Annotated in this window: 22 protein-coding genes; 9 read left to right on the forward strand and 13 right to left on the reverse strand. The window is 72.8% G+C overall.

Annotated elements, in window-relative coordinates; all coding sequences use genetic code 11:
• Positions 1–705, reverse strand: coding sequence for a uridine kinase family protein (locus ACQ9ZG_RS21800; protein WP_499281123.1), 705 nt, complete (start codon positions 703–705; stop codon positions 1–3).
• 60 nt (positions 706–765) lie between these two features.
• On the opposite strand from ACQ9ZG_RS21800, the gene ACQ9ZG_RS21805 reads away from it, so the two are divergent.
• Positions 766–1,188 carry a hypothetical protein gene (locus ACQ9ZG_RS21805; RefSeq protein ID WP_018490984.1) on the forward strand — a complete coding sequence of 141 codons (423 nt, stop codon included), beginning with the start codon at positions 766–768 and terminating at the stop codon, positions 1,186–1,188.
• A gap of 112 nt (positions 1,189–1,300) precedes the next feature.
• On the opposite strand, the gene ACQ9ZG_RS21810 is transcribed toward ACQ9ZG_RS21805, so the two are convergent.
• From ACQ9ZG_RS21810 to deoC, 3 genes are read right to left on the reverse strand one after another with little or no spacing between them, the layout of a single operon-like run.
• On the reverse strand, positions 1,301–2,242 hold the full coding sequence (locus tag ACQ9ZG_RS21810; RefSeq protein ID WP_109916285.1) for an aldehyde dehydrogenase family protein: 942 nt from the start codon (positions 2,240–2,242) through the stop codon (positions 1,301–1,303).
• The gene (locus ACQ9ZG_RS21815; protein ID WP_109916284.1) at positions 2,235–3,671 is read right to left on the reverse strand and encodes an aldehyde dehydrogenase family protein; all 1,437 of its coding nucleotides are present in this window, start codon (positions 3,669–3,671) and stop codon (positions 2,235–2,237) included. Before ACQ9ZG_RS21815 ends, ACQ9ZG_RS21810 begins: the two co-directional genes overlap by 8 nt.
• 6 nt (positions 3,672–3,677) lie before the next feature.
• The gene (gene deoC / locus ACQ9ZG_RS21820; RefSeq protein ID WP_109916283.1) at positions 3,678–4,625 is read right to left on the reverse strand and encodes a deoxyribose-phosphate aldolase; all 948 of its coding nucleotides are present in this window, start codon (positions 4,623–4,625) and stop codon (positions 3,678–3,680) included.
• Between the two features lie 240 nt (positions 4,626–4,865).
• Between deoC and ACQ9ZG_RS21825 the strand changes: the two genes are divergently transcribed.
• Positions 4,866–5,522, forward strand: a complete 657-nt coding sequence (locus ACQ9ZG_RS21825) for a PH domain-containing protein (RefSeq protein ID WP_018490988.1) — start codon at positions 4,866–4,868, stop codon at positions 5,520–5,522.
• 235 nt (positions 5,523–5,757) lie between these two features.
• Here the strand turns inward: ACQ9ZG_RS21825 and ACQ9ZG_RS21830 are convergent, their stop codons facing one another.
• From ACQ9ZG_RS21830 to ACQ9ZG_RS21840, 3 genes are all read right to left on the reverse strand, one after another.
• Positions 5,758–7,398, reverse strand: coding sequence for a phospho-sugar mutase (locus ACQ9ZG_RS21830; protein WP_109915674.1), 1,641 nt, complete (start codon positions 7,396–7,398; stop codon positions 5,758–5,760).
• Positions 7,399–7,534: 136 nt separating this feature from the next.
• On the reverse strand, positions 7,535–8,359 hold the full coding sequence (locus ACQ9ZG_RS21835) for a purine-nucleoside phosphorylase (RefSeq protein ID WP_028416547.1): 825 nt from the start codon (positions 8,357–8,359) through the stop codon (positions 7,535–7,537).
• A 181-nt stretch (positions 8,360–8,540) separates the two neighbouring features.
• Positions 8,541–8,978, reverse strand: coding sequence for a gamma-glutamylcyclotransferase family protein (locus ACQ9ZG_RS21840; protein WP_018490991.1), 438 nt, complete (start codon positions 8,976–8,978; stop codon positions 8,541–8,543).
• A gap of 276 nt (positions 8,979–9,254) precedes the next feature.
• Between ACQ9ZG_RS21840 and ACQ9ZG_RS21845 the strand changes: the two genes are divergently transcribed.
• Both ACQ9ZG_RS21845 and ACQ9ZG_RS21850 read left to right on the forward strand, forming a co-directional pair.
• Entirely contained in the window at positions 9,255–10,694 is a 1,440-nt protein-coding gene (locus ACQ9ZG_RS21845; protein WP_018490992.1) for an NAD(P)H-quinone dehydrogenase, read from the forward strand.
• Positions 10,695–10,957: 263 nt separating this feature from the next.
• Positions 10,958–11,929, forward strand: coding sequence for a DeoR/GlpR family DNA-binding transcription regulator (locus ACQ9ZG_RS21850; RefSeq protein WP_078507770.1), 972 nt, complete (start codon positions 10,958–10,960; stop codon positions 11,927–11,929).
• Between the two features lie 164 nt (positions 11,930–12,093).
• Here ACQ9ZG_RS21850 and ACQ9ZG_RS21855 read toward each other — a convergent pair whose 3' ends face one another.
• Together ACQ9ZG_RS21855 and ACQ9ZG_RS21860 are read right to left on the reverse strand one after the other, a co-directional pair.
• The gene (locus ACQ9ZG_RS21855; protein ID WP_441350820.1) at positions 12,094–12,636 is read right to left on the reverse strand and encodes a TetR/AcrR family transcriptional regulator; all 543 of its coding nucleotides are present in this window, start codon (positions 12,634–12,636) and stop codon (positions 12,094–12,096) included.
• A 228-nt stretch (positions 12,637–12,864) separates the two neighbouring features.
• Positions 12,865–14,619 (reverse strand): acetyl/propionyl/methylcrotonyl-CoA carboxylase subunit alpha, encoded by a 1,755-nt coding sequence (locus ACQ9ZG_RS21860; protein ID WP_499281126.1) that lies wholly within the window; start codon positions 14,617–14,619, stop codon positions 12,865–12,867.
• Positions 14,620–14,994: 375 nt separating this feature from the next.
• Between ACQ9ZG_RS21860 and ACQ9ZG_RS21865 the strand changes: the two genes are divergently transcribed.
• Positions 14,995–15,438 carry a hypothetical protein gene (locus ACQ9ZG_RS21865; protein WP_181398046.1) on the forward strand — a complete coding sequence of 148 codons (444 nt, stop codon included), beginning with the start codon at positions 14,995–14,997 and terminating at the stop codon, positions 15,436–15,438.
• Positions 15,439–15,467: 29 nt separating this feature from the next.
• Here ACQ9ZG_RS21865 and ACQ9ZG_RS21870 read toward each other — a convergent pair whose 3' ends face one another.
• The 4 genes from ACQ9ZG_RS21870 to ACQ9ZG_RS21885 form a co-directional block, all read right to left on the reverse strand.
• A complete protein-coding gene (locus ACQ9ZG_RS21870) occupies positions 15,468–16,079 on the reverse strand; it encodes a Maf family protein (protein ID WP_109914165.1) in 612 nt (203 codons plus the stop codon).
• Positions 16,080–16,193: 114 nt separating this feature from the next.
• A complete protein-coding gene (gene mmpB, locus ACQ9ZG_RS21875; protein WP_018490050.1) occupies positions 16,194–16,322 on the reverse strand; it encodes a morphogenic membrane protein MmpB in 129 nt (42 codons plus the stop codon).
• A gap of 76 nt (positions 16,323–16,398) precedes the next feature.
• Positions 16,399–16,605, reverse strand: a complete 207-nt coding sequence (locus ACQ9ZG_RS21880; RefSeq protein ID WP_018490051.1) for an acyl-CoA carboxylase epsilon subunit — start codon at positions 16,603–16,605, stop codon at positions 16,399–16,401.
• A 30-nt stretch (positions 16,606–16,635) separates the two neighbouring features.
• Entirely contained in the window at positions 16,636–18,216 is a 1,581-nt protein-coding gene (locus tag ACQ9ZG_RS21885; RefSeq protein WP_028419581.1) for an acyl-CoA carboxylase subunit beta, read from the reverse strand.
• A 208-nt stretch (positions 18,217–18,424) separates the two neighbouring features.
• Here ACQ9ZG_RS21885 and ACQ9ZG_RS21890 point away from each other — a divergent pair, with 208 nt between their 5' ends.
• From ACQ9ZG_RS21890 to ACQ9ZG_RS21905, 4 genes are all read left to right on the forward strand, one after another.
• Entirely contained in the window at positions 18,425–19,297 is an 873-nt protein-coding gene (locus ACQ9ZG_RS21890; RefSeq protein ID WP_109916400.1) for a biotin--[acetyl-CoA-carboxylase] ligase, read from the forward strand.
• Between the two features lie 254 nt (positions 19,298–19,551).
• Positions 19,552–20,751 (forward strand): adenylate/guanylate cyclase domain-containing protein, encoded by a 1,200-nt coding sequence (locus ACQ9ZG_RS21895; RefSeq protein WP_018490054.1) that lies wholly within the window; start codon positions 19,552–19,554, stop codon positions 20,749–20,751.
• A gap of 225 nt (positions 20,752–20,976) precedes the next feature.
• A complete protein-coding gene (locus ACQ9ZG_RS21900; RefSeq protein WP_415739139.1) occupies positions 20,977–21,789 on the forward strand; it encodes an enoyl-CoA hydratase/isomerase family protein in 813 nt (270 codons plus the stop codon).
• Positions 21,790–21,886: 97 nt separating this feature from the next.
• Positions 21,887–23,041, forward strand: coding sequence for a GGDEF domain-containing protein (locus ACQ9ZG_RS21905; RefSeq protein WP_026237891.1), 1,155 nt, complete (start codon positions 21,887–21,889; stop codon positions 23,039–23,041).
• Positions 23,042–23,066 lie beyond the last annotated feature (25 nt).

Here is a 23,066-nt window from a genome sequence, read left to right on the forward strand (position 1 = left end):
CTACTCCGGCACCGTCACCCGCCGGCACCGCCCCGCCGCCGCTGCCGCCAGCCGGCCCAGCGCCTCGTCCTTGGCGCAGGGGTGCGCCCCCAGGGCCGTCTGGCGGGCCACGATGCGCCGCTCGTCCCGCATCAGGCGCCAGCCGCGCCGCAGCAGGAACGGCACCGACTTGCGGCCCTCGCGCAGGTCCCGGACCAGGCGGCGGCGGAACGTGGTGGAGGGGCGGCCGCGCAGGCAGAGCGCGTCCGCCAGCAGGCCCAGCTCCTGACAGCGCGCCACGATGTCCGCGGCGAAGATGCCCTCGGCCACGAAGAGCGGCGAGCGCTCGATGCGGAAGCCCTCGGTGCCCGTACGGGAGCTGGTGGCGATGTCGTACACCGGCACGTTCGTCCGGCCCGTGCGGCACAGCTCCGCGATGGCCGCCACCGCCGCGTCGGCGTCCCAGGACCCGGCCGAGTCCCAGTCGATGTCGGTGGAGCCGGGCACCCGGGGCAGCGTCGGGTCGTGGTGCTCCTTGTAGAAGTCGTCCAGGCGCAGCACCGGGAGACCGGTGCGGGCGGCCAGGACGGACTTGCCGGAGCCGGAGGGGCCCGCGAGCAGGACGACGCGGGTCGGGTGCGGAAGGGAACGGGAACTCACAGAACAGCAGTGTGAGGCATTGACCCGCGCAGGGGACCACCCGGGCCTCCTGTTGGTATCCAGCATCACACCTCAACTACTCTGCGCGTACGCACGATTACCCGACCAGGTCGATCAGGTGGAAACATGGCACTTCACGCACGCAAGCCCGAACGCCGCGCCCTGCTGCGCGCCGGTCTGACCGTGACCGCGCTGGGAGCCGCGCTGGGGGCGGGTGCGGGCTCGGCCCAGGCCCTTCCCCAGCTGCCTCCGGTCGCGGAGATCCCCGAGCAGGGCGTCACCGCCGTCCAGGCGGTCACCGAGAGCGCCGGGCCCGCGGTGACCAGCGCGCTCGGCACCTCGCTGACCCACAGCATCCGGCCCGTCACCGAGCTGCAGCTGCACCCGCTGGCCAAGACCGGCGTCGACCCGCTGGACAACGCGGTGGGCACCCAGGTCGCCGACTTCCAGCCGGTGTCGACCGCCGTGCTCACCGACCCCCTCACCAGCGGCGGCGCGATCAGCGACCTGCCGGTGGTGGGAGCGGTCACCCAGTTCGTCACGGGCTGACGCCGGCCGCGTACGGCAGGACGGAGGGGCCGCCCCCAGCCTGTGGGGGCGGCCCCTCCGTCCGTCACCGGGCGCGGGCGTCGGTACGACGGCCCCGCGGCCACGTCGGTGCTCAGTACGACGAACCCGCGGCCCCCAGCGCACCCGTCGGGTGCCAGACCGTCTTGGTCTCCAGGAACGCCGTCAGCCGGTGCGTGCCGGGCGAGGCCGTCCAGCCGGCGGACGCGTCCGAGCCGTCCGCCTCGGCGGGCAGCGGGCGCAGGACCCGCTTCAGGTTCTCCGCCGCCGCGATCTCCAGCTCCTTGGCCAGCTCGGCGCCGGCGCCGGTGAGGTCGATCGCGTTGACGTCCTGGTGGGCGGCGAGCGGGGCCGCCAGCTCCGCCGTGGCGCCCGACAGGATGTTGACCACACCGCCGGGGACGTCCGAGGTGGCCAGCACCTCGCCCAGCGAGAGCGCGGGCAGCGGGGCGTCGGCCGAGGCGACGACGACCGCCGTGTTGCCGGTCGCGATGACCGGGGCGATCACCGAGACCAGGCCGAGCAGCGAGGACTTCTGCGGCGCGAGGACCGCGACCACACCGGTCGGCTCCGGGGTGGAGAGGTTGAAGAAGGGGCCCGCGACCGGGTTCGCCCCGCCGGAGATCTGCCCGATCTTGTCGGTCCAGCCCGCGTACCAGACCCAGCGGTCGATCGCGGCGTCCACCACGGCCGCCGCCTTGGACTTCGACAGCCCCTCGGAGGCCGCAACCTCGCGGACGAACTGCTCCTTGCGGCCCTCCAGCATCTCGGCGACGCGGTAGAGGACCTGGCCGCGGTTGTACGCGGTCGCGCCCGACCAGCCGCCGAACGCCTTCCGGGCGGCCACGACCGCGTCCCGGGCGTCCTTGCGGGAGGACTGCGGCGCGTTGGCGAGCCACTGGCCCTTGGAGTCCGTCACCTCGTACACCCGGCCGCTCTCGGAGCGGGGGAACTTGCCCCCGACGTACAGCTTGTAGGTCTTGAAGACACCAAGACGCCGCTCGGCGGAGCCGTTGATGGATTCGCGGTCAGACATCGAGGTACGCCTCCAGGCCGTGGCGGCCGCCCTCGCGGCCGTAGCCCGACTCCTTGTAGCCGCCGAACGGCGACGTCGGGTCGAACTTGTTGAACGTGTTGGCCCAGACGACGCCCGCGCGGAGCTTGTTCGCCACCGCGAGGATGCGGGAGCCCTTCTCCGTCCAGATGCCCGCCGAGAGGCCGTACTGGCTGTTGTTGGCCTTGGCGACGGCCTCGTCCGGGGTGCGGAACGAGAGCACGGAGAGGACCGGGCCGAAGATCTCGTCACGGGCGACCGTGTGGGCCTGCGTGACGTCGGTGAACAGGGTCGGCGGGAACCAGTAGCCCGACGACGGCAGTTCGCACGGCGCGCTCCAGCGCTCCGCGCCCTCCGCCTCGCCGGTCTCCACCAGGGCGGTGATCCGGGCGAGCTGCTCGGCGGAGTTGATCGCGCCGATGTCGGTGTTCTTGTCCAGCGGGTCGCCGAGGCGCAGCGTCGAGAGCCGGCGCTTCAGCGCGTCCAGCACCTCGTCCTGCACCGACTCCTGGACCAGCAGCCGGGAGCCCGCGCAGCAGACCTGGCCCTGGTTGAAGAAGATCCCGGTCACGATGCCCTCGACGGCCTGGTCGACGGGGGCGTCGTCGAAGACGATGTTGGCGCCCTTGCCGCCCAGCTCCAGGGTGACCTTCTTCTCCGTGCCCGCGACCGAACGCGCGATGGCCTTGCCGACGGCGGTCGAACCGGTGAAGGCGACCTTGTTCACGTCCGGGTGCGTGACGAGGGCCTCGCCCGCGTCCCCGTAACCGGTGAGGATGTTGACGACACCCTTCGGCAGCCCGGCCTGGCGGCAGATGTCCGCGAAGAAGAGGGCGGACAGCGGGGTCGTCTCGGCGGGCTTCAGCACCACCGTGTTGCCCGTGGCGAGCGCCGGGGCGATCTTCCACGCGAGCATCAGCAGCGGGAAGTTCCACGGGATGACCTGCCCGGCCACACCCAGCGGGCGGGGGTCGGCCCCGTACCCCGCGTGGTCCAGCTTGTCGGCCCAGCCCGCGTAGTAGAAGAAGTGCGCGGCGACCAGCGGGAGGTCCGCGTCGCGCGTCTCCTTGATCGGCTTGCCGTTGTCCAGCGTCTCCAGGACGGCCAGCTCACGGCTGCGCTCCTGGATGATCCGGGCGATCCGGAACAGGTACTTGGCGCGCTCGGAGCCGGGCAGCGCCGACCACTTCTCGAACGCCTTGCGGGCCGCCTTCACGGCCCGGTCCACGTCCGCCGCGCCCGCCCGCGCGACCTCGGAGAGCACCTCCTCGGTGCTCGGCGAGACGGTCTTGAAGACCTTGCCGTCGGCGGCCTCGGTGAACTCGCCGTCGATGAACAGCCCGTACGACGGGGCGATGTCGACGACGGAGCGGGACTCCGGCGCCGGTGCGTACTCGAATGCGGATGCCATGGCTTATCAGTCCACCGTCACGTAATCGGGGCCGGAGTAACGGCCGGTGCTGAGCTTCTGGCGCTGCATCAGCAGGTCGTTGAGGAGGCTGGAGGCGCCGAACCGGAACCAGTGGTTGTCCAGCCAGTCCTCACCCGCCGTCTCGTTCACCAGCACCAGGAACTTGACCGCGTCCTTGGTGGTGCGGATCCCGCCGGCCGGCTTCACACCGATCTGTACGCCGGTCTGCGCCCGGAAGTCCCGGACCGCCTCCAGCATCAGGAGCGTGTTGGCGGGGGTGGCGTTGGTGGCCACCTTGCCGGTCGAGGTCTTGATGAAGTCCGCGCCCGCCAGCATCCCGAGCCAGGAGGCGCGCCGGATGTTGTCGTACGTGGACAGCTCGCCGGTCTCGAAGATCACCTTGAGACGGGCGGTCCCGCACTCGGCCTTCACGGCCACGATCTCCTCGTAGACCTTCAGGAACCGGCCGGAGAGGAAGGCCCCCCGGTCGATCACCATGTCGATCTCGTCGGCCCCGGCCGCCACGGCGTCGCGGACGTCGGCCAGCTTGACGTCCAGCGCGGCCCGGCCGGCCGGGAAGGCGGTCGCCACGGACGCCACCTTCACACCGGAACCGGCGAGCGAGGCGGCGGCCGTGGCGACCATGTCGGGGTAGACGCAGACCGCGGCGGTGCGCGGGGTGGTGCGGTCGAGCGGGTCGGGGTGGACGGCCTTGGCGGCGAGAGCCCGGACCTTGCCCGGGGTGTCCGCGCCTTCCAGCGTCGTCAGGTCGATCATCGAGATGGCGAGATCGATGGCGTACGCCTTGGCCGTCGTCTTGATCGAACGGGTTCCGAGGGCGGCGGCGCGCGCTTCGAGACCGACGGCGTCGACGCCGGGCAACCCGAGGAGGAAGCGGCGCAGCGCACTGTCGGACGCGGTCGCGTCGGCGAATGCGGGAGCAGTGGTGGGCATGGTCACCAGAGGAGCATATCTACGCGCGTAGCGGCCTGTACAGGGGTACGGCCCGACCGTGCCTACCGCCACACGTCCCGGGGCCTCTCGCGGCGGCCCGTGCCGGCCCGCTCCGCGGAGCTGCGGTCCGGCCCCTTCCGGCCTCATCCGTCCCCTTCCGGCCGCTCCTATCGGTGGGCGGGCGGCCGGGCCGGGTGGGCGGAGGCCCGTCCTCCGGGTGCGTCAGGCAGAATCGGCCCCATGACGAGCCCCACGCCCCCCGCTGAGCCGCAGTACGCCGACCGGACCCACCGCTCGACCTCCGCGCTGGTCTGCGGGGTGCTGCTCCTCGCCCTGGTCGGGGTGATGGCCGGGGACGCCCTGATCCGGGGTGAGGGGCAGGCGCCGTGGCTGGCCCTGGCCGCCCTGCTCACCGCCGTACCGCTGATCGTGGCGTTCACCCTGCGGCCCGTCGTCTCGGTGAACACCGAGCGGATCCGCATCCGCAACCCGTTCCGGACGATCCAGCTGCCCTGGACCGAGGTGGCCGACGTCCGGGCCGGATACTCCTCCGAACTGATCGCCGCGGGCGGCACCAAGTACCAGCTCTGGGCCATCCCCGTCTCCCTGCGCGACCGCAAGCGCGCCTCGCGCGCGGCGGCCCGTACGCCGCACAAGGACGCCTACGGCCGCTTCTCGCCCGGCGCGGGCGCGGACGCCGACGCCCACCGGCACACGGCCCCGCCGGTCGCGGCGGCCGACCAGACGATCATGGAGCTGCGGGACCTGGCCGAGCGGGCGGGCGACCCGAAGGGCGACGCCGGTGCCACGACAGGCTCGGTGCGCTGGGCGTACGAGGTGATCGCGCCGGCGGCGGCGGGGGTCGTGCTGTTCGTGGTGCTGTGGGCGATGGGCTGAGCGGCCCGCACGCCCGTCCGCGCGCCCGCACGCCCGTCCGTACGTCTGCACCCCCGCACGTCTGCACGTCCTTACGCCCGCGCGCCCGACGCGGGGCCGGGAGTCCCGCATGTCCGGCACGTGCGACACCTGCGGGCCGCGCTGCGGAAAGGACCGGCACCGGCTCGTGCCGGGTGCCGGTCCTTTCCGTGTCCCGTATGCGCGGGGCGTGTTCCGTGGCGGACGGCCGTACGGCTCAGATCCCCGCGGCCGCCGCCAGGTCCCGCTTGATCCCGGCGAGCAGCTCCGCGCCCCGGGCCCGGGCGGCGGGCAGCGCGGCGGTGTCCGCGACCGGGACCACGACCTCCAGGTAGCACTTCAGCTTCGGCTCGGTGCCGCTCGGGCGGACGATCACCCGGGCGCCCTCCAGCCGGTAGCGCAGCCCGTCCGTGGGCGGCAGCGCGGCCGTGCCCCGCGACAGGTCCTCGGCCGAGGTGACCGCGAGCCCCGCGAGGGCGGTGGGCGGCTGCTCGCGGAGCCGGGCCATGGCGTCCGCGATGACCGTCAGGTCCTCCACCCGCACCGACAGCTGGTCGGTGGCGTGCAGCCCGTGGGCCAGCGCCAGGTCGTCCAGCAGGTCCGGCAGCGTACGGCCCTGCTCCTTGAGCACGGAGGCCAGCTCGGCGACGAGCAGCGCGGCGGTGATGCCGTCCTTGTCGCGGACGCCCTCGGGGTCGACGCAGTAGCCGAGCGCCTCCTCGTAGCCGTACCGCAGGCCGTCCACGCGGGCGATCCACTTGAAGCCCGTCAGCGTCTCCTCGTAGCCGAGGCCCGCCTTCTCCGCGATCCGGCCGAGCAGCGACGACGACACGATCGACTCCGCGAAGACGCCGTTCACGCCCCGCTCCACCAGGTGCGCGGCGAGCAGCGCGCCCACCTCGTCACCGCGCAGCATCCGCCAGCCGCCCTCGACGGAGGGGTCGGGCACGGCGACGGCACAGCGGTCGGCGTCCGGGTCGTTGGCGATGATCAGGTCCGGGGCCGCCCGGCGCGCGGTGGCGAAGGCGAGATCCATGGCGCCGGGCTCTTCCGGGTTGGGGAAGGCGACGGTGGGGAACGCGGGGTCGGGCTCGGCCTGCTCGGCGACGAGGACCGGCTCCGGGAACCCGGCCCGCTCGAACGCGGCCGTCAGCACGGAGGTGCCGACGCCGTGCATCGCCGTGTAGACGGTGCGTGCCGTACGGGGGCTGCCGGCGGCCAGGACGGCGTCCGTCCGGGCGAGATAGGCGGCCAGGACCTCTTCGCCGAGGGTCTCCCAGCCGTCCTCGGGGCGGGCGACGTCCGCCAGCGGGCCGACCGCGGCGATGGCGGCCGCGATCTCGCCGTCGGCCGGGGGCACGATCTGCGAGCCGTCACCGAGGTAGACCTTGTAGCCGTTGTCGCGGGGCGGGTTGTGGCTGGCGGTGACCTCGACCCCGGCCACGGCACCCAGGTGCCTTATGGCGTAGGCGAGGACGGGGGTGGGGAGCGGGCGGGGGAGGACGGCGGCGCGGAGTCCGGCGCCGGTCATCACGGCCGCGGTGTCGCGGGCGAACTCCTCCGACTTGTAGCGGGCGTCGTAGCCGATGACGACGAGGCCGCCGTCCTGGCCCTGGGCCTTGAGGTACGCGGCGAGGCCCGCCGCCGCCCGGATCACCACGGACCGGTTCATCCGCAGGGGGCCGGCCCCCAGCTCGCCGCGCAGCCCGGCGGTGCCGAACTGGAGGGTGCCCGCGAAACGGGCGGCGAGCTCGTCGGTGTCGCCCGCCTCGATGAGGGCGCCCAGCTCGTCACGGGTCTCGGGGTCGGGGTCCTCGGCCAGCCAGGTCCTGGCCTGCGCGATGAGGTCGTGCTGCACGGGGGCCGCCTTTCGGGGGTGTGCGGGTGGGGGCGTACGGGGGTGGGTGCGGGGGGCGGGTGTGGCCGGGGCGGGCCGGTGGGGCGGGCCCGGCCCTCCACCCCGTCCCGGCCCGGTCCTCAGGCGTCGGGCACGCCTAGATGCGCTCCAGCACCTGGGCCAGCAGGGCGCCCATCCGCGTGGCCGAGTCGCGGCCCGCCTGGAGGACCTCTTCGTGGTTCAGGGGCTCGCCGGAGAGGCCCGCCGCCAGGTTGGTGACCAGGGAGAGGCCCAGCACCTCGGCGCCCGCCTCGCGGGCCGCGATGGCCTCCAGGACCGTGGACATGCCGACCAGGTCGCCGCCCATGACCCGGACCATGTTGATCTCGGCCGGGGTCTCGTAGTGCGGGCCGGGGAACTGGACGTACACACCCTCTTCGAGGGTGTTGTCGATCTCCTTGCACAGCGCGCGCAGGCGCGGCGAGTACAGGTCGGTCAGGTCGACGAAGTTGGCGCCGACGATCGGCGAGGTCGCCGTGAGGTTGATGTGGTCGCTGATCAGCACCGGCTGTCCGGGGCGCATGCCCTCGCGGAGGCCGCCGCAGCCGTTGGTCAGGACGACGGTCCGGCAGCCCGCGGCCACCGCCGTACGGACTCCGTGGGCGACGGCGGCGACGCCGCGGCCCTCGTAGTAGTGCGTACGGCCGAGGAAGACCAGCGCGCGCTTGCCGCCGATCTTGTACGAGCGGATCGTGCCGCCGTGGCCCTGGACCGCGGGGGCCGGGAAGCCGGGCAGCGCGGTGACGGGGAACTCGGCCTCCGGCTCGCCGAGCGCTTCGCCCGCGGGCGCCCAGCCGGAGCCCATGACCAGGGCGACGTCATGGGTCTCGGCGCCGGTCAGCTCGCGCAGGCGGGCGGCGGCCCCGGCAGCGGCTGCGTACGGGTCGCCCTGGATGTTGTCCGGAATAACTGATGCGTTCACGCGGAAGAGCGTAACCGCTGATTGCCTACGCGCGTAGATGTCCTGGTGCAAAGACTCGTCGGATGTCTTTGTGGCTTCGCACGAAGGCTGGCGGCCGAGTCGTGTCCGAGCCCAGGTCAGGCCCTGTGCGGAGACGGCTCAGGCGCTGTCCGGGCTCCGTCGCGGGAACCGGCGGCCCCGCTCAGCAGGGGCGCTTGCGCAGATTCATCACATAGTCGTGAGGGGCGCCCGCCGACTCGGCCGCGTCCGCGATCTCGCCCAGGTAGCGGGCGGAGGGCAGGCCGCCCTCGTACCCGTTCAGCACGTACATCCAGGCCGGCTCCTCGCCGTCCAGGGTGTGCACGCGGACGCGCATGCGCCGGTAGATGTCCAGCCCGACACCCTCCCAGCGGTCCATGGAGTCCTCGTCCATCGGCGCCAGGTCGTACAGCGCGACGAAGACCTGGGAGCGCGGCGCCTCCACGACCGTGGCCAGCGCCCCCTCCCAGCCCATCTGCTCCCCGCCGAAGGTCAGCCGCCAGCCGTTGAGCCAGCCGGTGCTGCGCATCGGGGAATGCGGGGCGCGGCGGGTCATGAGCCGCGCGTCGAGGTTGCCGGCGTACGCGGCGTAGAGCGACATGGGACCGAGGGTACGGGAGGGGGGCGCGGGAGTGCCGGTTCCTGTGAGGAAGCCCCCGGTCGGGGGAGGGGCCGGCGGGGCTCGCAGGGGTGTGCGGGCGGGGCCGTTTCCGTACGGGCGGGGCGCCGGCTCCCGTATGGAGGGCCCCGGGGCGAATCTGTTTGGCGCGTGCGGGACAATGAAGTACGTACTGCATTCCTCCGGGGCGATCCCCCGGACCCCCGGCCGGGGCGGCAGGCGGCCGTGGGGTTGACACCCACGCGAGGCGGACTTTTCGTGACCCGGATCGTGATCATCGGCGGCGGCCCCGGCGGCTACGAGGCGGCTCTGGTGGGCGCCCAGCTCGGCGCGGAGGTGACCGTCGTCGACTGCGACGGCCTCGGCGGAGCCTCGGTACTCACCGACTGCGTGCCCTCGAAGACCCTGATCGCCACGGCCGAGGTGATGACCACCTTCGACTCCTCCTACGAGGAGCTGGGGATCATCGTCGCCGACGACACCCCGCACGTGGAACAGGCGGCGAGGGTGGTCGGGGTCGACCTGGGCAAGGTCAACCGACGGGTCAAGCGCCTGGCGCTCGCCCAGTCCCACGACATCACCGCCTCCGTCACCCGGGCCGGTGCCCGGGTGATGCGCGGCCGGGGCCGGCTCGACGGGCTCCAGGCGGCCGACGGCTCCCGCGAGGTCGTCGTCACCGCCGCCGACGGCACCGAGGAGCGGCTCACCGCCGACGCGGTCCTGATAGCGACCGGCGGCCACCCGCGCGAGATCCCGGACGCCCAGCCGGACGGCGAGCGCATCCTCAACTGGACCCAGGTCTACGACCTCGACGAGCTGCCCGAGGAGCTGATCGTGGTCGGCTCCGGTGTCACCGGCGCCGAGTTCGCCGGGGCCTACCAGGCGCTCGGCTCCCGCGTCACCCTCGTCTCCTCCCGCGACCGGGTGCTGCCGGGCGAGGACCCGGACGCCGCCGCCGTGCTGGAGGACGTCTTCCGGCGCCGCGGCATGAACGTGATGGCCCGCTCCCGCGCCCAGTCGGCCAAGCGCGTCGGCGACCGGGTCGAGGTGACCCTCGCCGACGGCCGGGTCATCACCGGCTCGCACTGCCTGATGGCGGTCGGCGCGATCCCCAACACCGCGGGGATGGGGCTCGAGGAGGCCGGCGTACGGCTGAAGGACTCCGGCCACATCCTGACCGACCGGGTCTCGCGCACCAGCGCCCCCGGCGTCTACGCGGCCGGTGACGTCACCGGGATCTTCGCACTGGCCTCGGTCGCCGCGATGCAGGGCCGGATCGCGATGTACCACTTCCTCGGTGACGCGGTGACCCCGCTCAACCTCAAGACGGTCTCCGCCAACGTCTTCACCGACCCGGAGATCGCCACCGTCGGCTACAGCCAGGCCGACGTGGACGCGGGCAGGATCGACGCCCGGGTGGTCAAGCTGCCGCTGCTGCGCAACCCGCGCGCCAAGATGCAGGGCATCCGCGACGGCTTCGTCAAGATCTTCTGCCGCCCCGGTACGGGGATCGTGGTCGGCGGCTGTGTCGTCGCCCCGCGCGCCAGCGAACTGATCCATCCGATCTCGCTCGCGGTCGACAACAACCTGACCGTGGAACAGATCGCAAACGCGTTCACCGTGTACCCGTCGCTGTCCGGATCGATCGCGGAAGTGGCCCGTCAGCTGCACACCCGCAAGTTCACGGACGAGGGCTGACGCCGGGTCACGACCGCACCCGGGCCTCTGCGCTGGCCCGGCGGGGGCTCCCGAAGTCCCCGCCGATCCCCACCGGTTGCCGGGGAATCCCGACATTCCCCGGCAACCCCCGGCAGGCCGGGCGGTGGTGGTGACCGTTCGGTGATCACACCCGGACAACAACGAAAGGCCCTATACCACTTCGGTGGCCGCCGGATGTACAACTTCCGTTATTCGGCGCAAAGTGCTGAAAACCCAACGACGGCCAGGTTACTGTCAGTTTCGTGTTCGCTGCAGAACGTCGTCAGTTGATCCTCGAAATGGTGCGTGCCAACGGGGCGGTATCGCTCCGTGAGCTCGCCCGCGTCGTCCAGACCTCCGAAGTGACCGTACGGCGGGACGTGCGGGCACTGGAGGCAGAAGGACTCCTCGACCGCCGGCACGGCGGTGCGGTCTTGCCGGGCGGTTTCACGCGGGAGTCCGGCTTTCCGCAGAAATCCCATCTCGCCACCGCGGAGAAGACGGCCATCGCCGACCTGGCCGCCTCTCTGGTCGGTGAGGGCGAGGCCATCGTGGTCGGCGCCGGTACGACCACACAGGAGCTGGCCCGCCGGCTCGCCCGGGTCCCCGGGCTGACCGTGGTCACCAACTCGCTGCTGGTCGCCCAGGCGCTGGCCCATGCCAACCGGGTGGAGGTCGTCATGACCGGCGGCACCCTGCGCGGGAGCAACTACGCGCTGGTGGGCAGCGGGGCCGAGCAGTCCCTCCAGGGGCTGCGGGTCTCCCGGGCCTTCCTCTCCGGGAGCGGCCTCACGGCGGAGCGCGGTCTCTCCACCTCCAACATGCTCTCGTCCAGCGTCGACCGGGCCCTGGTGCAGGCCGCCGCGGAGGTGGTGGTCCTGGCCGACCACACCAAGCTCGGCTCCGACACCATGTTCCAGACGGTGCCCACGGAGCTGATCACCCGCCTCGTCACCGACGAGCCCCCGGTCCACGACGAGCGCGCCGCCGCCGAACTCCAGGCACTGGCGGACCAGGGCGTGGAGGTCACGGTGGCGGGCCCCGACGCGGACACGCCCGACGGCCCGTCCGGCGACCGTCGGCCCCGCCGCGACATGCCCCTGCCGGGGCAGCGGCGGACGACGGCGGGTCGCAACGGTGGCCTGGGGCCGCAGTTGCGGAGTGCTTCCGCGCTCTCGTCCGACCAGCCGTCCACGGGCGAGCGGGCCAGGGTGGCGGACCTGCGGCGGCGGTAGGCCCCGGGCCCTGGCCGGGGGCGCTGCCCCCGAACCCCCGCTCCTCGAACGCCGGAGGGGCTGCGTTGGGCCGGCCTTCGACGCTTTCCGGGGCGGAGCCCCGGGTTCGGGAAGGGGCCGGGGGGGAGAGAGGCCCCGGGCAGTGGCCCCGGCCCACCGCACCCCTACTTCAACCCCCGCAGCGTCAACCGCAGCAACCGCTCCGCCAACTCCGGATCGTCGGGCGACTGTTCGGCGGCCAGGGCGATGGCGTTCGTCAGCTGGAGCAGGTCGTCGATCGAGACGTCCGCCCGCACCGACCCGCTCTCCTGAGCCCGCCGCAACAGTCCCGCCCCCGCCTCCCGCAGGGGCAGATGGCACTGCGTGAGCGCCGAAGTCCGGTCCTGGGAGGCCGACATGAGGGCGCGGGCCAGGCCGCGGTACTCACCCGCATGCGTGACGATCGCCCCCAGCCAGTCCACCAGCGCCCGGCACGGCGCCTCCGCGCCCGCCAGCTCGCGGGAGTGGTCCAGGAGGGAGCACAGGGCGTCCTGGAAGACCGCGTTCATCAGGGCGTGGCGGTTGGGGAAGTGGCGGTAGAGAGTGCCGATGCCCAGGCCCGCCCGGCGGGCGATGTCCTCCAGCGAGGCATCCGTACCGTGCTCGGCGAAGGCCGTACGCGCCACACCGACCAGCCGTTCGTGGTTCCGGCGGGCGTCCGCGCGCATCGGCCGCTCCGGTGGCCGCGCCGTGCCCGTCTCCATCGAGATCGGCCCTGCCATGGCTCCCGCCCTCCCTCGGTCCGAGCACCTCTCGTGGGGTCCAGGATGCCACTGCGCGCGGAGGGGGCCGCCACACGTCCGCGGGGAGGGGCGCCGGCGCACGCGGAGGGGCCCGGACCGCGTCCTGGTGACGTGGTCCGGGCCCCTCGCCGCACTCCGTACGGGCTGCGGCCGTCAGTCCTTGATCTCGCAGATCAGGGCGCCGGAGGAGACGGAACCGCCCACCTCGGCGGTGAGCCCCTTGATCGTGCCGGAGCGGTGCGCGTTCAGCGGCTGCTCCATCTTCATGGCCTCCAGGACGACGACGAGGTCGCCCTCCTTGACCTCCTGGCCCTCCTCGACCGCGATCTTGACGATCGTGCCCTGCATCGGGGAGGCGAGGGAGTCGCCGGAGGCCGCGGAACCGGCCTTCTTCGCCGCGCGGCGCTTCGGCTTCGCACCGGCCGCGAGGCCCGTACGGGCCAGGGACATGCCCAGCGAGGAGGGCAGCGAGACCTCCAGGCGCTTGCCGCCGACCTCGACGACGACGGTCTCCCGACCGGCCTCGTCCTCCTCGTCCGCACCCGCGGGCGCGGCGAACGGCTTGATCTCGTTGACGAACTCGGTTTCGATCCAGCGGGTGTGGATGGTGAAGGGGTCCGTGGTGAAGGCGGGGTCGGTGACGACGGCCCGGTGGAAGGGGATGGCGGTGGCCATGCCCTCGACCTGGAACTCCGCCAGCGCACGCGCGGCACGCTGGAGGGCCTGCTCGCGGGTGGCGCCCGTCACGATCAGCTTCGCGAGGAGCGAGTCCCAGGCCGGGCCGATCACGCTGCCGGACTCGACACCCGCGTCCAGCCGGACACCCGGACCCGTCGGCGGGGCGAAGGTGGTGACGGTGCCGGGGGCGGGGAGGAAGCCCCGGCCGGGGTCCTCGCCGTTGATACGGAACTCGAAGGAGTGCCCCCGCACGGCCGGGTCCCCGTAACCGAGTTCCTCACCGTCGGCGATACGGAACATCTCCCGCACGAGATCGATCCCGGTGACCTCCTCGGTGACCGGGTGCTCGACCTGGAGGCGGGTGTTGACCTCCAGGAAGGAGATCGTGCCGTCCAGGCCGACGAGGAACTCCACCGTGCCGGCACCGACGTAGCCGGCCTCCTTCAGGATCGCCTTCGACGCCGCGTACAGCTCCTCGTTCTGCGCCTGGGTGAGGAAGGGCGCGGGGGCCTCCTCCACCAGCTTCTGGTGACGGCGCTGCAGCGAGCAGTCACGGGTCGAGACGACGACCACGTTGCCGTGGGTGTCGGCCAGGCACTGCGTCTCCACATGCCGGGGCTTGTCCAGGTAGCGCTCCACGAAGCACTCGCCCCGCCCGAACGCCGCCACCGCCTCACGCACCGCGGAGTCGTACAGCTCCGGGATCTCCTCCAGCGTCCGGGCCACCTTCAGCCCGCGCCCGCCACCACCGAACGCGGCCTTGATCGCGATCGGCAGCCCGTGCTCCCGCGCGAACGCCACCACCTCCGCCGAACCCGCGACCGGATCCGGCGTCCCCGCCACCAGCGGAGCACCGGCACGCTGCGCGATGTGCCGGGCGGCGACCTTGTCCCCCAGATCCCGGATCGCCTGCGGCGGCGGCCCGATCCACGTCAGCCCCGCATCCAGCACCGCCTGCGCGAACTCCGCGTTCTCCGACAGGAACCCGTACCCCGGATGCACCGCGTCCGCACCCGAGTCCGCAGCGGCCCGGAGCACCTTGGCCACGTCCAGATAACTGGCGGCCGGAGTGTCACCGCCCAACGCGAACGCCTCGTCGGCCGCCCGGACATGCAACGCGTCCCGGTCCGGATCGGCGTAGACCGCCACGCTCGCGATCCCCGCATCCCGGCACGCCCGAGCAACGCGGACAGCGATTTCGCCACGGTTGGCGATGAGCACCTTGCGCACGATGACTCCCTCCTGGAAACAAGCTGAGTTTAGGGACTACCGACACGGCGCTACGACCCGTCCCCAATGGTGAGCTTGCCCACACGGAGTGTGATCCGAGGCTTGGCCCAGCAGTGAAATCCCTTGTGGCACCACGGTACGCCGGGTTCTACCACCGCACAGTAACCACCAGGTGTGGTGCAGGTCTCTGTCTGTGAGGTCAACGCCTCACGGCGTTTCTTTGTGGGGTCTCTACGAACGCCCGGAGGATTCTTTGCCCGGCGTGCGGTCCGGTCCGACCCCTTGTCCGAGCGGATACCGGTGAGTAAGGTCCGCGACACGCGCATACCGCAGGTAACAGGGCCGGTGGCGGGGCGGGCAACCAGGGGAGGCGCCGTGCTGAACAGAGCGGTGGCGATCGTGACCGCGTTCGTCCTGTTCGGGGAGGCCGTGGGCATCTTCGCCGTCAACGCCGTCCTCGCCACGGTCACCGAGAACCAGAACATGTCGCTCGCGGGGATGGACCCGGAGGTCATGACCGCCGGGACCTGGGTGATGGGCGGGGTCTCCGCGCTGCTGCTCGTCGGGTGCGGACTGATACCGCTGCTGGCCGGGGTCCGGGACCGGGCGCCGGGGCGGTTCGGGCGGATCGCGCTGATCGGCTGCGCGGTGGTGCACGGGGTGCTCGGCGCGGTGGTCGTGGGGCTGGTGGGGTGGGGCGCCTTCGCCTTCATGATGGTGGTGCTGGCCCTGCTCGTCTTCACCCTTCTGACGTACGGCCCCGGGCCCGGCGGCGAAGACCGTACGGATGACGGGAAGGCCGCCCCGGCAGCCGCCTGAGCCGCCGGGGAGCCGTGGAGCGAACGGCCTCAGGCCCACAACTCCGTTACGGAGATGTCCAGTTCGCCGAGCAGGCGGCGCAGCAGCGGCAGCGAGAGGCCGATCACGTTTCCGTGGTCGCCCTCGATGGAGTCGACGAACGGCGCCGAGCGGCCGTCCAGCGTGAACGCCCCGGCCACGTGCAGCGGTTCGCCGGACGCCACGTACGCGGCGACCTCGGCGTCGCTCGGCTCCCCGAACCGTACGACGGTGGACGCCGTCGCCGAGGCGGTGCGGCCCGAGGCGGTGTCGATCACGCTGTGGCCCGTCCGCAGGACGCCGGAACGGCCGCGCATCGCCTTCCAGCGGGCGGTGGCCTCCTCGGCGTCGGCCGGCTTGCCGAGCGCCTCGCCGTCCAGCTCCAGGACGGAGTCGCAACCGATGACCAGGGCCCCGGCCGCCTCCGGGCGCTCGGCGACCACGGACGCCTTGGCCCGGGCGAGGACCAGGGCCAGTTCACCGGGGGTCGGGGCGCTCAGGGCGTCCTCGTCGACCCCGCTGACGATCACCTCGGGGGCGAACCCCGCCTGGCGGAGCAGGCCGAGACGGGCGGGGGAGGCGGAGGCGAGCACGAGACGGCGCTGATCAGTCATACCGGCCATCGTAGAAGGAGCCTCCGGCGCTCATGGCCGGGTCCCGCCGCCCCGGGGCCGTACCCCTGCTCGCGCCCTGAAACCCCACAGCCCCGGGCCCGTGTCCCGCGGGCCCCGCCGGTCTCAGCGGGAGCCGAGCACGAACATCGCCACCAGCATCGCCAGCGCCAGCACGAAACCCGCGCGGCGCATCATGTCCTGGGCGTCGCGCAGTTCCTTCGGCGGCTTGTTCTCGGGGTCGGACCACAGCATGGTTCCGATCCTGCTGCGCGGGGCGCCGGAACGCCTGAGTACGGGTACTCAAGCACCCCGGCGCCCCCGGTCCGGTTCAGGCCGGCCAGTACGTCCGGGCCCAGGCCCGGGGGCCCGGCTGCGGGCGGCCGGTGCGGGCGATGCGGCCCGGGTCGGACCACTGCTCGGGCGGGTTCGGCGCGCCGGACGAGACGGCGGCGCTCGCCGCGGCGCGGGCCTGGACCACCGCGAGGGCGGCGGCCAGCTCCTCCGGGGTCGGGTTGCCCCGTACGACCCTGATCATGGGCGGACCTCTCTGTGGCAGGGCGGGCGGCTACAGCGGGATGTTGCCGTGCTTCTTCGGAGGCAGGGATTCCCGCTTCGTACGGAGCTGACGCAGCCCCTTCACGATGTGCGCCCGGGTCTCCGACGGCATGACCACCGCGTCGACGTAGCCGCGCTCGGCCGCCACGTACGGGTTGAGCAGCGTGTCCTCGTAGTCCGCCATCAGCTCGGCGCGGGTGGCTTCCGGGTCCTCGGCGGCCGCGATGGCGCGCCGGTGCAGGATGTTCACCGCGCCCTGCGCCCCCATGACGGCGACCTGCGCGGTCGGCCAGGCGAGGTTGAGGTCGGCGCCCAGGTGCTTGGAGCCCATGACGTCGTACGCCCCGCCGAACGCCTTGCGGGTGATCACGGTGATCAGCGGGACCGTCGCCTCCGCGTAGGCGTAGATCAGCTTGGCGCCGCGCCGGATGATGCCGCCGTACTCCTGGTCCACGCCCGGCAGGAAGCCCGGCACGTCCACGAAGGTGATGACGGGGACGTTGAACGCGTCGCAGGTGCGGACGAAGCGGGCCGCCTTCTCGCTGGCGTCGATGTCCAGGCAGCCGGCGAACTGCATCGGCTGGTTGGCGACGATCCCGACCGGGTGGCCCTCGACCCGGCCGAAACCGGTGATGATGTTCGGTGCGAACAGGGCCTGGGTCTCCAGGAACTCGGCGTCGTCCAGCACATGCTCGATCGCGGTGTGCATGTCGTACGGCTGGTTCGCGGAGTCCGGGATGAGCGTGTCCAGCTCCCGGTCCTCGTCGGTGACCGCGAGGTCCGCCTCCTCCGGGAAGACCGGGGCCTCGGAGAGGTTGTTCGAAGGGAGGTAGGAGAGCAGGGACTTGACGTACTCGATGGCGTCCTTCTCATCGCCCGCCATGTGGTGCGCCACCCCGGAGGTGGTGTTGTGCGTACGGGCTCCGCCCAGCTCCTCGAAGCCGACGTCCTCACCGGTGACCGTCTTGATGACGTCGGGTCCGGTGATGAACATGTGCGAGGTCTGGTCGACCATCACCGTGAAGTCGGTGATCGCGGGGGAGTAGACCGCACCGCCCGCGCACGGGCCGACGATCAGCGAGATCTGCGGGATCACCCCGGAGGCGTGCACGTTGCGGCGGAAGATCTCCGCGAAGAGGCCGAGGGCGACGACCCCCTCCTGGATGCGCGCGCCGCCGCCGTCGTTGATGCCGATGACCGGACAGCCGGTCTTGAGCGCGAAGTCCATGACCTTGACGATCTTCTCGCCGTAGACCTCGCCCAGCGACCCGCCGAAGATGGTGAAGTCCTGCGAGTACACACAGACCGGGCGGCCGTCGACCGTGCCGTACCCGGTGACGACACCGTCGCCGTACGGGCGGTTCTTCTCGATGCCGAAGTTGGTGGAGCGGTGCCGGGCGAACTCGTCGAGCTCCACGAAGGAGCCCTCGTCGAGCAGCAGCTCGACCCGCTCACGGGCCGTCAGCTTGCCCTTGGCGTGCTGCTTCTCGACCGCGCGGGCCGAACCCGCGTGCGTCGCTTCGTCAATGCGGCGCCTCAGGTCCGCGAGCTTGCCCGCGGTGGTGTGGATGTCGCTCTGCGGCTCGGACATCGGGGGGCGGCTCCCTGCCTGATCACGGGGACGGCGATCGGTGGCGGTCACGGGGGGACGGACCGTTCGCCTGTCCGGCTCTGTGGCTACTGGCTCGTAACCTGTGGTCGCGCAACTCTGCTGCGTAACTCTCCGGCTACTGACTCGTAGGGTATCGGCGCCTCTCCGGAAAGGCAGTGCGTCCTTTGCCACACCTAGGGTGGCTTGCATGACACCACCGGATGCGCCACACAACCGCTGGTCGGACCTGGACCGGCCGCCCCTGAACGTGACCGCACTGCGCCGCGGGCTGCTGCGGCCGGACGGTCTCTGGAGCGAGCTGGAGGTCGTGGAGACCACCGGCTCGACCAACTCCGACCTCGCGGAGCGCGCCCGCTCCGGCGACCTGGCCGAGGGCGCGGTCCTGATCGCGGAGGAGCAGAGCGCCGGGCGCGGCCGGCTGGAGCGGAGCTGGACCGCGCCGCCCCGCTCCGGGCTGTTCTTCTCGGTCTACCTGGAGCCGGGCGACGCCGTTCCCGTGGAGCGGTGGGGATGGGTGCCGCTGCTCGCCGGGGTGGCCGCCGCGACCGGCCTCGCCAGGGCGGCGGGCGTCGACACGGCACTCAAGTGGCCCAACGACCTGCTGGTGAACGTCGGGAGCGTGGAACGCAAGGCGGGCGGCATCCTCGGGGAGTTCGCCGGGGACGGCATCGTCGTGGGCCTCGGCATCAACGTCTCGCTGCGCGCGGACGAACTGCCCGCCCCCACCGCCGGTTCGCTGGCGCTCGCCGGGGCCGTCTCCACCGACCGGGAGACGCTGCTGCGGGCCGTGCTGCGGTCGCTGGAGCACTGGTACGGGGAGTGGAAGGCGGCGGACGGCGACGCGGCGGCGAGCGGACTCCAGGCGGCGTACGCGGCCGGGTGCGCGACCCTCGACCGGACCGTGCGGGCCGAGCTGCCGGGCGGGGGCTCCCTGGTCGGGGAGGCGGTCGCCATCGACGGCGACGGGCGGCTGGTGCTCTCCACCGAGGACGGACTCCAGAAGCCGGTCTCGGCGGGCGACATCGTGCATCTGCGGGGCACGGAGGGCGGCCTGACGTGAGGGCCCCGTCGGGCCGCCGGCGCGCGGGGTCCGCGGGCCGGCCGGCGGTGCGTGCGGTCCGGAGAAGGGGTGCATAGCGCTTATCCGGTGGATGTCACGCGCGACGCACCCGTATCGGGCAACCTAGGACGTGAGCTAGGGCACATCTGCCGTATTGTTGAGGCGATCCGGCGACAGATCGTTGTCGAGGCGATCGACCACAGATCGACGACAGATCGGCAGGCAGTGCGCAGGGAACGGGCAGGAGGCGGCTGGTGACCGTCGGCGACACCACGTCCGGCGCGGGTGAGGAGCCCCCGTCGGACTCCTCGGTCCATGCCACCCCGCATCACGAGGTCGACCACACGGCCGAGCCGACGGACGACCCCCTCGCGATCCGCCTCGAAGCCCTGATCCTCGGGGCGGACCGCCGCTACACCCCCTTCCAGGCCGCCCGCACCGCCGGCGTCTCCATGGACCTGGCCTCGCGCTTCTGGCGGGCCATGGGCTTCGCCGACATCGGCCAGGCCAAGGCGCTCACCGAGGCGGACGTGCTGGCCCTGCGCCGGCTCGCCGGTCTGGTGGAGGCCGGGCTGCTGAGCGAGCCGATGGCGATCCAGGTCGCCCGTTCGACCGGGCAGACCACCGCCCGGCTGGCGGAGTGGCAGATCGACTCGTTCCTGGAAGGGCTCACGGAGCCGCCCGAGCCGGGGATGACCCGTACGGAAGTCACGTATCCGCTGGTCGAGCTGTTGCTGCCGGAGCTGCAGGAATTCCTCGTCTACGTGTGGCGGCGCCAGCTGGCCGCCGCCACCGGGCGGGTCGTGCAGGCGGCGGACGACGACGAGATGGTCGACCGGCGCCTGGCCGTCGGCTTCGCGGACCTCGTCGGCTTCACCCGGCTGACCCGGCGGCTGGAGGAGGAGGAGCTGGGCGAGCTGGTCGAGTCCTTCGAGACCACCGCCGCCGACCTGGTCGCGGCCCATGGCGGCCGGCTGATCAAGACCCTCGGGGACGAGGTCCTCTTCGCCGCCGACGACGCGGGCACGGCCGCCGAGATAGCGCTCCGGCTGATCGAGGCGATGTCCCAGGACGAGACGATGCCGGCCCTCCGCGTCGGGATCGCCTTCGGCACGGTCACCACGCGCATGGGCGATGTCTTCGGCACCACGGTGAACCTGGCCAGCCGGCTCACCTCCATAGCCCCGAAGGACGCCGTCCTGGTCGACGGGGCGTTCGCCAAGGAACTGGTCCGCCACGGGGAGGCCCCCGAGTCGGAGGCCCAGGCCGCCGAGGAGGCCGCGGCCGTCGCCGAGCGGGCCCGGCTGGCCGAGAAGGAGGGCCGCGAGGTGGTCGAGGAGCTGCCGCTGCCCACGTACCGCTTCGGTCTCCAGCCCATGTGGCAGCGGCCGGTGCGCGGGCTGGGCGTGGTGGAGCCGTGGCTGCTGGCGCGGCGGGGGAAGACGGGGTCCTGAGCCCGTCCGCCGCGCCCTCGGCGCGGCCTGATGGGCCCGCCCCCGCTTCGGCTTCCCCTTTCGCGTCTCCGCTTCGCGTCGCCGTTCACCGTGGCCGATGTCCTTCTCCGCCTGTCTCTCCACGTGTCCGGCTCCGGCCGCCCCTGTCGGTTTCCCGTGGCGCCTGTCTAGGATCCCTGGCGGGTAACGCTCGTTAACCGGCAGTCGACCGACAGGGGTGCAGCCATGACCGTCACGTCCGAGCAGCGGTTCGGGGAGTTCGTCGTCGTACGGCGTCACGAGAGCCGTCAGCACGTGGCCGAGCTGGTGCTCGACCGGCCGAAGGCGATGAACGCCGTCTCCACCGACATGGCCCGCTCCCTCGCGGCCGCCTGCGAGGCGCTCGGCGCCGACCGGGACGTACGGGTCACCGTCCTCACCTCCAGCCATGAGCGGGCCTTCTGCGTGGGGGCCGACCTCAAGGAGCGGAACTCCTTCACCGACGCCGAGCTGGTGCGCCAGCGGCCCACCGCCCGCGCCGCCTACACCGGGGTCCTGGAGCTGCCGATGCCCACGGTCGCCGCCGTGCACGGCTTCGCCCTGGGGGGCGGCTTCGAGCTGGCCCTCGCCTGCGACGTGATCGTGGCCGACGCCACCGCCGTGGTCGGGCTGCCCGAGGTGTCGGTGGGCGTCATTCCGGGCGGCGGCGGTACGCAGCTGCTGCCGCGCCGGGTGGGCGCGGCCCGCGCCGCGGAGCTGGTGTTCACCGCGCGGCGGGTGGAGGCGGCCGAGGCGCGGGAGCTGGGTCTCGTGGACGAGCTGGTGGCGGCGGGGCGGGACCGGGAGGAGGCCCTCGCGCTGGGGGCCCGGATGGCCGCCAACTCGCCGGTCGGGCTGCGGGCGGCCAAGAAGGCGCTCCGGCTGGGGCACGGGCTGGACCTGCGGGCGGGCCTGGAGGTGGAGGACGCGGCCTGGAGGTCGGTGGCCTTCTCCGGGGACCGGGCGGAGGGTGTGGCCGCCTTCAACGAGAAGCGGAGCCCGCGGTGGCCGGGTGAGTGACCGCTGCCGGGCGCCCCGGGCCGCCCGCCGGGTGACGCCGGAAATTAGTTGCGCATCAAACTGATCAAAAGGGAACAAATCTACATAAGCTGGGTGAATGGCTGAAGAGGATGCCCGGCTGAGGGCCGTGGTTTCGCTGGCGCAGACGATGGCCGCGGCCTACACGCCGCGCGAGTCGTGGCGGGCGGCCGCACTGGGGGCCTGCGAGGCGCTGGGCGGCAGCTTCGCGGCCCTCTCCGTGTGGGAGCGGGACCGGGGCAGGCTGCGGGTCCTGGTCAACGCGGGGCAGCGGGCCGAGGGGGAGGAGGAGTTCCCCGAGGAGGAGGCCTACCCGGTCCACGAGTTCCCGGAGATCACCGAGTTCCTGCACGAGCGCTGGGCGGGCGGCGGTGAACCCGACGCCTGGGTGGAGACCGCCGACGGCCTGCCCGGCGCGGGCGGCCCGGCGCGCGGCGCGCGCCCGTACTGCCACCAGCGGGTGGCGGCGCTGCGCCGGCGCGGCCGGGGCTGCTGCGTGGTCGCCCCGATCGTGCTGCACGGGCGGGCCTGGGGCGAGCTGTATGTGGCGCGGCAGGCCGGGAAGCCGGTCTTCGACCGGGACGACGCCAACTTCGCGACCGTGCTCGCCGCCGTCGTGGCCTCGGGGATCGCCCAGACCGAACGGCTGGAGGAGGTCCGCAAACTGGCCTTCACCGACCCGCTGACCGGCCTCGCCAACCGCCGGGCCGTCGACATCCGGCTCGACGAGGCGATCGAGGCGCACCGCACGGCCGGGATCGTCGTCAGTCTCGTCGTCTGCGATCTCAACGGCCTCAAGGCGGTGAACGACACCCACGGCCACGCGGTCGGCGACCGTCTGCTGGAACGTTTCGGCTCGGTGCTCTCGCTCTGCGGCGCGATGCTCCCCGACGCGCTGGCGGCCCGGCTCGGCGGGGACGAGTTCTGCCTGGTCGCCGACGGACCCCCGGCGGACGAGGTGGTGGGCGTGGCCACCGAGCTGTGCGACCGGGCGGCGGTGATCGAGCTGGGTGACGGGGTGGCCTGCGGGGTCGCGTCGACCGGGGACCCGATCGGGCCGGTGCGCTCGGCCCGCCGGCTGTTCCGGCTGGCGGACGCGGCGCAGTACCGGGCCAAGGCCGCCCGCTCGCTGCGGCCGGTGGTGGCGGGGCGGGACGGCGAGGTCATCCGGCTCGCGGACTCCCCGCCGAAGTCGGCCCACGACCGCCGCAGACTGCGCGGCAACCGGCCGTGAGCACGGGTGTCCCGGGGGCGCCGGG

The sequence above is a fragment of the Streptomyces araujoniae genome (genome assembly GCF_050871195.1).
Classification (GTDB): domain Bacteria; phylum Actinomycetota; class Actinomycetes; order Streptomycetales; family Streptomycetaceae; genus Streptomyces; species Streptomyces bacillaris.